Annotated in this window: 10 protein-coding genes; 3 read left to right on the top strand and 7 right to left on the bottom strand. The window is 39.1% G+C overall.

What is annotated here, in order from left to right; all coding sequences use genetic code 11:
- Positions 1-12: 12 nt before the first annotated feature.
- Positions 13-957, bottom strand: coding sequence for a type I pantothenate kinase (gene coaA, locus J7R10_RS03905; protein WP_244427559.1), 945 nt, complete (start codon positions 955-957; stop codon positions 13-15).
- A gap of 176 nt (positions 958-1133) precedes the next feature.
- Positions 1134-2123, bottom strand: coding sequence for an asparaginase (locus J7R10_RS03900; protein WP_010704682.1), 990 nt, complete (start codon positions 2121-2123; stop codon positions 1134-1136).
- Between the two features lie 221 nt (positions 2124-2344).
- Here J7R10_RS03900 and hslV point away from each other — a divergent pair, with 221 nt between their 5' ends.
- Together hslV and hslU are read left to right on the top strand one after the other, a co-directional pair.
- The gene (hslV, locus tag J7R10_RS03895; protein WP_026501312.1) at positions 2345-2926 is read left to right on the top strand and encodes an ATP-dependent protease subunit HslV; all 582 of its coding nucleotides are present in this window, start codon (positions 2345-2347) and stop codon (positions 2924-2926) included.
- A complete protein-coding gene (gene hslU, locus J7R10_RS03890) occupies positions 2927-4237 on the top strand; it encodes an ATP-dependent protease ATPase subunit HslU (RefSeq protein WP_010704684.1) in 1311 nt (436 codons plus the stop codon). It abuts the gene before it with no gap.
- A 19-nt stretch (positions 4238-4256) separates the two neighbouring features.
- On the opposite strand, the gene J7R10_RS03885 is transcribed toward hslU, so the two are convergent.
- The 3 genes from J7R10_RS03885 to rpsO form a co-directional block, all read right to left on the bottom strand.
- Complete coding sequence (locus J7R10_RS03885; RefSeq protein ID WP_015398743.1) at positions 4257-5255, bottom strand: class I SAM-dependent methyltransferase; 999 nt, start codon at positions 5253-5255, stop codon at positions 4257-4259.
- Between the two features lie 72 nt (positions 5256-5327).
- Positions 5328-7463 carry a polyribonucleotide nucleotidyltransferase gene (pnp, locus tag J7R10_RS03880; RefSeq protein WP_010704686.1) on the bottom strand — a complete coding sequence of 712 codons (2136 nt, stop codon included), beginning with the start codon at positions 7461-7463 and terminating at the stop codon, positions 5328-5330.
- A 256-nt stretch (positions 7464-7719) separates the two neighbouring features.
- Complete coding sequence (gene rpsO / locus J7R10_RS03875) at positions 7720-7989, bottom strand: 30S ribosomal protein S15 (RefSeq protein ID WP_010704687.1); 270 nt, start codon at positions 7987-7989, stop codon at positions 7720-7722.
- A gap of 319 nt (positions 7990-8308) precedes the next feature.
- Between rpsO and J7R10_RS03870 the strand changes: the two genes are divergently transcribed.
- Positions 8309-9937: an MFS transporter gene (locus tag J7R10_RS03870; protein ID WP_010704688.1), complete on the top strand. Its 1629-nt coding sequence runs from the start codon at positions 8309-8311 to the stop codon at positions 9935-9937.
- Between the two features lie 425 nt (positions 9938-10362).
- Here J7R10_RS03870 and truB read toward each other — a convergent pair whose 3' ends face one another.
- Together truB and rbfA are read right to left on the bottom strand one after the other, a co-directional pair.
- Complete coding sequence (gene truB / locus J7R10_RS03865; protein WP_010704689.1) at positions 10363-11322, bottom strand: tRNA pseudouridine(55) synthase TruB; 960 nt, start codon at positions 11320-11322, stop codon at positions 10363-10365.
- Positions 11323-11326: 4 nt separating this feature from the next.
- Positions 11327-11740 (bottom strand): 30S ribosome-binding factor RbfA, encoded by a 414-nt coding sequence (gene rbfA / locus J7R10_RS03860; RefSeq protein ID WP_275039533.1) that lies wholly within the window; start codon positions 11738-11740, stop codon positions 11327-11329.
- Positions 11741-11773: the final 33 nt, after the last annotated feature.

The following is an 11773-nucleotide window of genomic DNA, read 5'->3' as shown; positions in this document are numbered from 1 at the left end:
TTTATGAAATCCTCATAGACGTCGAAGTGCGACATATTCAACCAAATGGTCTTTCCCTTTACGGAGAATGAGATTAGACCGTGGTCGTGTTGGCAATATATTTTCTTGTAAATTTTTTAAATTAATGGTTTGCCAAAGGTCTTCGGCGATTTTTAAAACTTCTTTTTCGGTAAGGTGTGCATAACGATGAAAGTAGGATTCAGGATTTTGAAAAGTTGTTTTACGCAAACGTTTAAAACGTTCCACGTACCAGTGACGAATGACTTCTGTTTCGGCATCTACATAGATTGAAAAATCAAAAAAGTCTGAAACAAAAGGAATGATTTTCCCATCTTTAGGAAGATCACTGACCTGGAGCACATTAATTCCTTCAACAATTAAGATATCAGGACGATCAATGATAACTGTTTGATTTTTCAGAACATCATAGGTCATATGCGAATAAAGTGGGGCGCTAACATTACCTATACCAGCTTTTATAGCAGAAAGAAAGCAGAGTAATTTTTTAATGTCATAGGAATCAGGAAATCCTTTACGATTCATATGATTTTTTTGCTGTAAAACAGCGTTAGGATAGAGAAAACCATCCGTTGTAATCAAATCAACTTTAAGACTAGACGCCGAACGTTTCAAAAGTTCTTGAAGAATGCGAGCAGTAGTTGATTTTCCTACCGCAACAGAGCCAGCAATTCCAATGATAAAAGGCGTTTTTTTTGTATCTTTTTGATGTAAAAATTGTTGACGCTTATAAAAAAGTTGCTGTACTGCTTCAACATGGCATGATAGCAGACGTGATAAGGAAAGATAAATACGTTGTACTTCTTCAAGATCAATGGGATCATCGATTGAGCGCAAACGTTTAATTTCATCAAAAGTCAAGGTGAGCGGTGTATCTTCACGAAATTGGGACCACTCTTGTGCAGTAAAGACACGATAGGGCGAATATTGATCAGAAATGGATTTGACCAAGTTATCTTCTTGATCAATTTTTGAGAGAAGCGTATCAATCATTTGTGTTGGTCGAGAATTCTTTTGCTGCAGTAATTGACGAGGGACAAACAGGTAGGCTATTTTGTATTCAAATGTGCTTTATTGTGCATATTCTCTTCTTTAAAATAACAGATAGTCTTTCGTTAGCTTATAGTCCAGTCATTCCATTGTGCGTTGATTTGTGCCAATGAGTACCCTTGTGCCAAAAAAGCCCACAAAAGTAAACGTGCTTTTACTGCTGATAGATAACCAGACATAAGGGCACCAGAAGCAATCATATCAACTTCTGAACCTTTATAGCCATAAGTTTTGCGGGTTGTTGAGCCAGTGCAGGTACGGCTAGCGATAATGATTGGCATTTTTTGTGTATATTGTCGTATGATATCTGCTTCTTCAAAACTGCAATGCCCTGATCCAAAACCGGCAACGACAAGTCCAGCATAATGCCCACTTTCAAAGCAGAATTTCATTAATTGTGTGTCAGAGGATAAAGAAGAGTATAAGAGTGCAACTTGATGATCATAGTTTTGGGGAAGATCAAATGTTCTCGGAAAAAAAATTTGATTATTAAAATACAGCAGTTTTCCTTCTAAAAGAGTGCCTAAAATACCAACGAGGCCTGACTGAAATGTCTCAATTTTGACGGTATGGCTTTTTTGGACCCAATAAGGTGAATGAATCGTATCATTAATGACAACGAGAACCCCTCTGTTTCGACTTTGTGGATGAGCAGCAACACGGGTTGCTGCTAAAATATTAGCTGGTCCATCAGCACCTGCTTCACAAGGTATACGCATAGCACCCGTTATAACGAGCGGTTCCGCTTTATCCCAATAAAGGGAAAGAAAAAAAGCAGTTTCTTCCAGTGTATCAGTACCTTGGGTCAAAACAATACCTTCTGCACCAGCTTTTATTTGTTGTGTTGCCCACTCTATGATTTCAAAAAGGATCTTAAAAGATAAAGATCCACTCGGTAATTGTGTTAATGTTTGCGCATGAATATGGGCAACTTTATTTAAATCGGGAACACTTTTGATGAGAATATCTGAGGTTAATGTTGGTTGCATTTGGCCAAGATTGTCAGCCGCCATTGCGATTGTTCCTCCCAATGTTCCTATGGCTATTTTTTTCATCATTTTTCCTTTAAAAGACGCAAACTATTTAAAAAAACTATTTAACAACAATTTGCATTGATAACAATGATATCATTTTTTTTATTCTAATAAATTGAATTGTGCTGAATCATTGCGTTTTGCAGTGTATGTTCTTAAATAAAGGCAATAGTGCTTGGATTTTACATTTGATGAAAAGAAAACAATATTAAGAATAGAGGTCAATATTAATGAGTTTCCTTATGGAAGAACATAAACCAGACATAATGTATGGTACGACTATTATTACTGTGCGAAAAGATGGCAAAGTTGCGATGGCTGGTGATGGACAGGTATCACTTGGACAAACGATTATGAAAGGGAATGCACGCAAAGTTCGTCGTATTGGGAAGGGCGGAACAGTTATTGCTGGTTTTGCAGGTGCTACGGCGGATGCTTTCACTTTATTGGAAAGATTGGAAACGAAGCTTGAGCAATATCCCGATCAGCTCATGCGTGCATGTGTAGAACTTGCAAAAGATTGGCGAACAGACCGTTATTTGCGTCGTCTTGAAGCAATGATGCTAGTAGCTGATAAGAAAATAACTTTAGCGTTAACAGGGCTGGGCGATGTTTTAGAGCCAGAAGATGGCGTTATGGCGATTGGTTCTGGAGGCAATTTTGCTCTTTCGGCTGCTCGAGTACTCATGGATATGGACTTGGATGCAGAAACCATTGCTCGTAAAGCTATGGATATTGCCGCTAAGATTTGTGTTTACACCAATGATCATTTTACGATTGAAACATTGGATGCAGAATTATCATCTTTAGAGAAAGCTATTTGAATGTGTGTTGTATTTTCCCCTCGTGAGACTGTTTCTGAACTTGATCGTTTTATTATTGGCCAAGATGATGCCAAACGTTCTGTTGCTATTGCATTGCGTAATCGGTGGCGTAGACAACAGCTTGATGGTCCTATGCGTGAAGAAGTTATGCCAAAAAATATCTTGATGATAGGGCCAACAGGTGTTGGTAAAACAGGTATAGCGCGCCGATTAGCAAAACTTTCTGGAGCGCCTTTTGTTAAAGTAGAAGCGACTAAATTTACTGAAGTTGGTTATGTAGGACGTGATGTTGAGCAAATTATTCGCGATCTTGTTGAGATTGCCATTTCTCTTGTGCGTGAAAAAAAACGAGAGGAAGTCAAAGTAAAGGCGCATGTTAATGCCGAAGAGCGCGTTTTAGATGCCCTTGTTGGCAAGACAGCAAGCCCTACTACCCGTGATAGTTTTCGCAAAAAATTGCGTGAAGGTGAATTAGATGAGAAAGAGATTGAAATTGAAGTAGCCGATAATAACAGCAATAGCGCTTCGACTTTTGATATTCCGGGAATTCCTGGTGCGCAAATGGGAATTATGAATTTGTCAGACATTTTTGGCAAAATGGGAGGGCGTACAAAGGTCCGAAAAACGACAGTAAAGGATGCTTTTAAACCCCTCATGGATGATGAATCTGAAAAGCTTCTTGATCAAGATCAAATTATACAAGAAGCACTCCGTGTTACGGAAAATGATGGAATTGTTTTTATCGATGAGATTGATAAAATCGCAACCAGAGATGGTGGAGCAAGTGCTGCTATTTCGCGTGAGGGTGTTCAACGGGACCTTTTGCCTCTGGTTGAAGGGACAACAATTGCTACAAAGTATGGTCAAGTCAAAACAGATCATATTCTTTTTATTGCATCAGGTGCGTTTCATGTTTCTAAGCCATCTGACTTATTGCCAGAACTTCAAGGGCGTTTGCCCATTCGCGTAGAGTTAAATGCTCTCACAAGGGAAGATTTACGACGTATTCTAACCGAACCTGAAGCCAGTCTGATTAAGCAATATATTGCTTTAATGGCAACAGAAGAGGTTCATTTAGAAATTACTGATGATGCGATTGATGCTTTAGCAGATATTGCTGTAGATTTAAACGCAAGAATTGAAAATATCGGGGCACGTCGTTTGCAAACGGTGATGGAGCGCGTTTTGGATGAGATTTCTTTTACAGCGCCAGATAAAGCCGGAACATCCTTTAAAATTGACGCTGCTTATGTGAGACAATCTATAGGTGAGCTTGCTGCTGATATCGATCTTTCACGTTTTATTCTTTAGAGTTATTGCTTGTTTTCGTCTAGCGGCGTGCTTCTATAACTTTGAAACCATGGGCTTTTTCATGTATCAATACTTTGTGAAAAATGTCTTTTAACAATGTCTCATAAGGCAGGTGGCGGTTAGCAACAAGAAGCAGATTGCCACCTGGTTTTAGGTATTTTGCAGCCTTTATAATAAAATGCTGTCCTAATGAAATGTCTGTTGTTTGCTGCGTGTGAAATGGTGGATTTGAAATGATTGTATCATACAGATCTGTGATCGGTTCACACACCAGATCATGCCAATAAAAATGAATCGGACAAGAAGCCGTTTTGTGTTTAAGGTGTTGTTTGGCTGCTCTCAAAGCGTTGTAGTCGGCTTCATAGAGGTCCAGAGCTGTTAGTTTTTCATTTTGTTCAAGAGCAGCGTAAGAAAGAAAACCCCAACCAGCACCAAAATCTGCAGTTTTTCCGGAAATAATTTTGCGCATATGGAAAGCAAGAGCGGCAGATCCCGGATCAATACGACCGTGTGAAAACATGCCAGAAGTGGTCTGAAATTTATTTTCAAAAGTGAGTGGTGATGAGCGCAATTGGGCAATATTCTGTCTCTCTATTTGTTGTGGAACTTGAAGCCAGAATACCAGTCCATGGTTTTTAGACAATTTATCGGTAACGGGAACAAACGTTTTGACCCATTTCATCATTGAGGCTGCGCCGGCAGTTTTATTTCCACCGATAATAATCCATCCACCAGGTTTAACGCATTCTAATAAATCAAGAAAACAATTTTGGTTAAAACCACGATATTTGCTCAAACGTAAAAGTGCACCATCATAGGTGAAGGTTTTATCTATTTGAGGAGCGCAGTGAAATTGAGCATTGGCAAATTTTAAAAAATCTGGTCGCCAAGAGGTTATAACTTTTAAATTTTGTACCCATTCTGGAGCAGGAATTTCTGTTAAACCAAAACCCAACCAAGATTGACTTGGATTGGGAAGAGGGAGGCTATGGTTTTTAAAAGGTAAAAACAGCAACACATATGGCTCTTTCAAAGAAAAAATGCCATTCTAATATGAGAATGGCATTTTATTTTTCGATAAGAAGGCAGATCACCCTTCTTTTACTGGCTTATCACTTGTAATTTCTTTACCGGTTTTTTGATCGATGATTTTCATTGATAACCGAACTTTACCACGTTCATCAAATCCCATTAATTTAACCCAAACTTTATCACCCTCTTTAACAATGTCTGTTGTTTTTATGACGCGTTCTGATGCGAGTTGAGAGATGTGAACGAGTCCATCACGTGAGCCAAAGAAATTTACAAATGCACCGAATTCTGCAGTTTTCACAACTGTTCCTTGGTAGATAGCACCAACTTCAGGTTCATCAACAATGGAATGAATCCAGCGTTTTGCTGCTTCAATGGTTTTAGCATCGGCAGAAGCAATTTTAATTGTTCCATCATCTTCAATATTGATTTTTGCTCCAGTTTGTTCAACGATTTCTCGAATAACTTTACCGCCAGAGCCTATGACATCGCGAATTTTATCAACAGGAATGTTCATAACTTCGATGCGTGGAGAAAATTCGCTGAGTTCAGCACGTGCACTGGTTAAAGCTTTAGCCATTTCGTTAAGGATATGGATTCGACCCTCCTTAGCTTGTTCAAGTGCGATTTCCATAATTTCTTCGGTAATACCATCAATCTTGATATCCATTTGTAAAGCAGTAATACCATTTTCTGTTCCTGCTACTTTAAAATCCATATCTCCAAGATGGTCTTCATCTCCTAAAATATCGGACAGAACAGCAAAGCGTTCACCTTCTTTAATCAAGCCCATAGCAATACCCGCAACTGGGCGTGCCAGAGGAACACCAGCATCCATGAGAGCAAGTGAAGTTCCGCAAACAGTTGCCATGGAAGATGATCCATTGGATTCAGTAATTTCTGAGACAGCACGAATGGTATAGGGGAAGGATTCCTTGGTTGGTAACATAGGATGAAGAGCACGCCACGCCAATTTACCATGTCCAATTTCACGGCGACCAGGAGAGCCAAGCCGTCCTGTTTCACCTACTGAAAATGGCGGGAAATTATAATGAAGAAGGAATGTTTCCTTATACATACCTGTTAAGGAGTCAACATATTGTTCATCTTCACCAGTTCCGAGTGTTGCAACGACAATTGCTTGTGTTTCTCCACGCGTAAAGAGTGCGGATCCATGTGTACGGGGTAAAATACTCACTTCTGATTGAATGGGGCGTACTGTTGAAAGGTTTCGCCCATCAATACGCTTTTGAGTATCAAGAATGTTCCAGCGAACAATTTTTGCTTGCAACTGTTTGAAAACGGTTGCAAGCTGATCTGTACTAAATTTACATTCCTCGTCTGTTTCTGGCATAAATTTATTAGTGATTTCCGTTTTTATGGCATCAATTGCAGCATAACGTTCTTGTTTATCTGTAATAGTGTAGGCTTTACGTATATCTTGTTCAGCCATTTTCCGCATGGCTTTTTCAAGATCAGAAAGATCTTCGGGAACAAAATCGCGTGGGTCTTTTGCAGCAACTTCGGCAAGTTTGATGATAGCATCAAGAACAGGTTGAAGACTTTTGTGCCCAAACATAACGGCACCCAACATGATGTCTTCCGGCAATTCGTGTGCTTCTGATTCAACCATCAACACAGCGCTTTCAGTTCCTGCTACAACAAGATCAAGTTTTGATTCCGGCATTTCATCGATATGAGGATTGAGAACATATTGTCCGTTACAATATCCGACGCGGGCACCAGCAATGGGCCCCATGAAAGGAATACCTGATAAAGTCAATGCGGCAGAAGAGGCAATCATTGCAAGGATATCGGGATTATTCTCAAGATCGTGCTGTATAACGGAAACAATGACTTGTGTATCATTTTTATATCCATCGGCGAAGAGGGGGCGAATCGGACGATCAATCAAACGTGAAATCAAAGTTTCATTTTCAGTTGGTCTGCTTTCCCGTTTCAAATAACCGCCCGGTATTCTACCAACAGCATAAGATTTTTCTTGATAATTAACGGTAAGTGGAAAAAAGTCTTGATCTGGCTTTGGACTTTTTGCTGATACAACGGTTGCTAAGACAATAGTTTCTCCGTAGGTAGCAATCACTGCACCATCAGCTTGACGGGCTATTTTTCCTGTTTCGATGGTGAGTGGCCGCCCAGCCCATTCAATTTCTATCTTGTGCGTTTTGAACATTTTTTATCCTTAATGACCAGTGTTCATATTTTAAAGTGCTCACATTCTGGTTTTGCGGAGCATATTTTAAAGCTATGGGCAGCATAACAACACACTTCTGTTTATTCGTGAGAAGAGAGAAGCAAATCGCAATTTAAAGACAATGCAACGAGCAATCCTGCCCCATGATGATTATTCGCCAGTTTTTAAGTTTTTAACTAAAAGCAGCAAGCTTAAAAAATGGGCGGCTTTTTAGAAAGACCACCCATTGTTTCTTTTAGCGGCGCAAACCTAACTTCCTGATAAGTGTCTGATAACGATTTTGATCAATTCCTTTCAGGTAATCAAGAAGACGACGACGTTGAGAGACCATCTTCAAAAGACCACGACGAGAATGGTTATCCTTTTTATGAGATTTAAAATGGTTAGTTAAATTAGAAATACGTTCAGAAAGTACAGCAACCTGTACTTCTGGTGATCCTGTATCACCGGCTTTATTTGCGTATTCTGCAACAAGAGCTTGTTTACGTTCAGCTGTAATCGACATCGTATTATCCTTTCAAAAAATAAAGAAACAAACGCCACCCATAGCCGAGATGTCGTTCAGCAAGGGTCTATGAAGAAACAAGAAGAGTTGAAAACTCTCACCTATTTTAGCATTTATATAGGAAAGGAGGTTAAAATACTAGTCCTTAAAAGCATCTTGAAAACCTTCTTTAGAGAAAGGATTTTGTTTTGAAATATTGATTTAAGAGGGTTTTATGAGAATTTTTAAAGAATTATGCATCCTTTTGATACAAAGATGACTGCTTTACAGAGTGCGTGTGTAGTAAGAAAAGCGATAAATATCGATTGAGAGGCAAAAGATGCAGACCATTTCAACATTAAAACTTTTTCGTAATTCGGTATTTCGAAACTTGTGGTCATCCACTCTTATTTCTAATTTAGGGGGGCTTATCCAAGCTGTAGGAGCAGGGTGGTTAATGGCGTTGATAAGTTCTTCGCACTCCATGGTTGGACTTGTTCAAAGCGCTACCACATTACCACTTGTGATGTTTTCTCTGATGGCAGGGGCATTAGCTGACAATTTTAATCGGCGCAAAATTATGTTGTGTGCTCAGATTATAATGATGGTTATATCCATGAGTTTGGCTATTTTATCCTATATCGGCTTTTTAACACCAGGGCTTCTCTTATTCTTTACGTTTTTGATTGGGTGTGGAACAGCCTTTTATAATCCTTCTTGGCAGGCAACAATAGGAGACATTGTGAGCAGGGAAAATATTCCTGCTGCTGTAAGTTTAAATAGTGTTGGCTTTAATTTAATGCGTAGTGTTGGCCCTGCTATTGGCGGTGCTATTATTGCAACTCTGGGTGCAGTCGCAGCTTTTTTATTGAATGCAATAAGTTACATTCCTTTAATTGGTGCTTTGTTTTTCTGGAGACCGAGCTATGAAAATAACAGATTGCCACGCGAAAGGCTTTTAGGAGCTGTTTCAGATGGTTTGCGTTATGTTGCGATGTCACCTAATCTTCTCAGTATTATGGTTAGGGCATTCCTTTTTGGTATTGGAGCGATTTCGATTTTGGCGCTCTTACCAATTGTTGTACATAAAATTCTTGGAGGAAGCGCTCTTCTTTATGGAACACTGCTTGGGTGTTTTGGTCTTGGAGCTATGACGGCTGGTATGATTAATTCATCTGTACGGCGTTTTTTTCGTTTAGAGACGATTATTGCAAGTTCATTTATTGGTTTTGCCTTTTCTTGCTTTTTTTTAGCAATGAGCCGTTCATTAATTGTAAGCCATATTGCTTTGTTTCCTGCAGGCTTATGTTGGGTTTTGGCATTGTCTTTATTTAATACATCTGTCCAGCTTTCTACACCGCGTTGGGTTGTTGCACGTGCTTTAGCGCTTTATCAAACAGCATCTTATGGAGGGATGGCAATTGGAAGCGTAATTTGGGGTGTTTTGGCTGATGGTTATTCTCCTACCGTTGCTTTGAGTGTTTGTTCTCTTTTCTTGGTTTTTGGAGCCCTTGCAGGGATAAAGTTTAGAATTCAGGAAATACCCCAAATAGATTTGGATCCGCTTGATCATTTCAGAGAACCAGAGCTTTTACTTGACTTAAAAGCACAAAGCGGTCCGATTATGATTATGATCGATTATCAAATTCATGAAAATGATCTTGAAGAATTTCTCAAAGTGATGACACGTCGTCGCCATATTCGTTTACGTGATGGCGCTCGCCAATGGGTTCTCTTACGAGATCTTGAAAGACCTGAATATTGGACAGAAGTTTATCATATGCCAACATGGGTAGATTATTTACGCCATAATCACCGTCGCATAAAAGCAGACGCAGAGGTGAACAAGCTTCTGCGTCATTTAAATCGTGCACCTGACGGGATAAGAGTTCACCGCATGATTGAGCGGCAAACAATACCACAAGCTAATGAGATGCTTTTAAAGTCCTCTGCTGATCAATTACCTTAAAGATAAGAGGAGAGTTATACAGAACTATTATACAGGCAATTTATTTTTATGGAATGACTTTGTTAGTATGAACAGAGCAGCAGGAAAATGAGATATTTCAATGAGCACTTTATGCTGTTGATAAGTTGAGGATAGATTTCTACTGAATAAATGAGATTATAAGTATTGTACTTTGTTTAAGCTCAAGCCTTTCTCATTCTACAAAATTTTCTTAACACTAAAGATATACATGTATATGCAGAAATGATTTAAAACAACAAAGACAAATTCTTGTGTTTTTTTATTTATACAAGAGCAGGTTGAATTGATGAATGCCTCACTCATTGAGGTTTTGATATGAATGATCATAAAAGGGTAAAGCAATGAAAAAACCCTTCTTTGCTTTATTGATATAAAAAGTATCTTTTTTAAGAGACTACTATGAATCAAATTGTGAAAATCCGCTTTGGTTTGAACAAGCTTTTATCGAGAGAGCCTATAGCAAGAAGTTGGCCTTTGTAGATGACACAAACCTCATCTTCATCAAGAGATACCTCATGATTACAAAGAGGTATAGGAATACCCATCATGATCCGCTGTGCTTGGGTTTCGCTAAGGGTGTAATGAGAGAGGCAATCCAGTACAGCGCCTGTTTCAATTAAAAGTGCATCAAGTGTTAAAAAGTTTCTTTTGGAAGAAGTATCATTCTCATTTGTTGCATTTTTATCCAGTGCGACCGCTTTTAATTCGTCCCATGTGATAAGATCATTTTCGCCAAAGGGAACCACTGCGATACGTCTTAAATTAGCAATATATCCATAACAACCAAGATCACGTCCCATATCACGCGCTAAGGAACGCACATAGGTTCCTTTTCCGCAGGTTATTTCAAAGAGTGAACAATCTTTACTAGGATTTTCTATTAATTTAAAAGTTTCTATTTCCACTTGGCGCGGTGGAATGTCAACAATCTCACCTTCTCGCGCTAGATCATAGGCGCGGTTACCAGAAATTTTAATTGCCGAAAACTGTGGAGGTGTTTGCAAAATAACACCTGTATATTGGGGAAGAAGGGCGAGTATCTCTTCTTGTGTTGGACGTTTGAGAGATGTTTTTGTTATTTCACCCTCGAGATCGTCTGTTGAACGCTCTTCTCCCCAAGCGATTTGAAAACGGTAGGTTTTAGTACCTTGCATCACATAAGGTACAGTTTTAGTTGCTTCGCCCAATGCAATTGGTAGGAGACCAGAAGCAAGAGGATCCAGTGTCCCGGCATGTCCTGCTTTTTGTGCATGAAAGAGCCATTTGATTTGTGAAACAGCTTCCGTTGATCTCATTCCTTTTGGTTTATCAAATATGACCCAGCCAGAAACAGAACGGCCTTTTCTTTTATGTTGCCGTGCCATATTTCTAATCCTCAAGCTTATGACTAGGGTGAAGATCGCGTGCTACCTCAGGTGAACGAAGCAGGGTATCAATTTTTAAAAAATTATCAAAACTACTATCAAGTCGAAAACGTAGTTCAGGCATATATTTCATTTGACGCAACGCATGACTAATTTCTCCACGGATAAAACGGCTATGTTTATTGAGGATATCAACGACACAATCATAAGACGCATTTTTGAGAGTGCTGAGGGGAGAAATAAAGCAGATAGCAATTTTTAAATCTGGTGACATGCGTACTTCAGAGACAGAAATCACCATGTTTTTCAAGACATCATCAAATAAAACACCGCGCTGTAGTACATGGGATACTGCGTGGCGTACTTGTTCTCCTACTCTGAGTTGCCGTTGTGATGGCCCTGTATTTTTCATTGAAATTTTATCCTTGTTATAATTACTTTTCTTTTGATC

The organism is Bartonella vinsonii subsp. berkhoffii ATCC 51672, from assembly GCF_902825225.1.
Classification (GTDB): domain Bacteria; phylum Pseudomonadota; class Alphaproteobacteria; order Rhizobiales; family Rhizobiaceae; genus Bartonella; species Bartonella berkhoffii.
Note: the sequence above shows the minus strand (reverse complement) of the source record. Positions and strands in the feature narration are given on the sequence as shown.

Coding starts and splice junctions, on each gene's coding strand:
- J7R10_RS03900 (WP_010704682.1), bottom strand. CDS start 2,123: ATGAAAAAAATAGCCATAGGAACATTGGGAGGAACAATCGCAATGGCG.
- hslV (WP_026501312.1), top strand. CDS start 2,345: ATGGAAGAACATAAACCAGACATAATGTATGGTACGACTATTATTACT.
- hslU (WP_010704684.1), top strand. CDS start 2,927: ATGTGTGTTGTATTTTCCCCTCGTGAGACTGTTTCTGAACTTGATCGT.
- pnp (WP_010704686.1), bottom strand. CDS start 7,463: ATGTTCAAAACGCACAAGATAGAAATTGAATGGGCTGGGCGGCCACTC.
- rpsO (WP_010704687.1), bottom strand. CDS start 7,989: ATGTCGATTACAGCTGAACGTAAACAAGCTCTTGTTGCAGAATACGCA.
- J7R10_RS03870 (WP_010704688.1), top strand. CDS start 8,309: ATGCAGACCATTTCAACATTAAAACTTTTTCGTAATTCGGTATTTCGA.
- truB (WP_010704689.1), bottom strand. CDS start 11,322: ATGGCACGGCAACATAAAAGAAAAGGCCGTTCTGTTTCTGGCTGGGTC.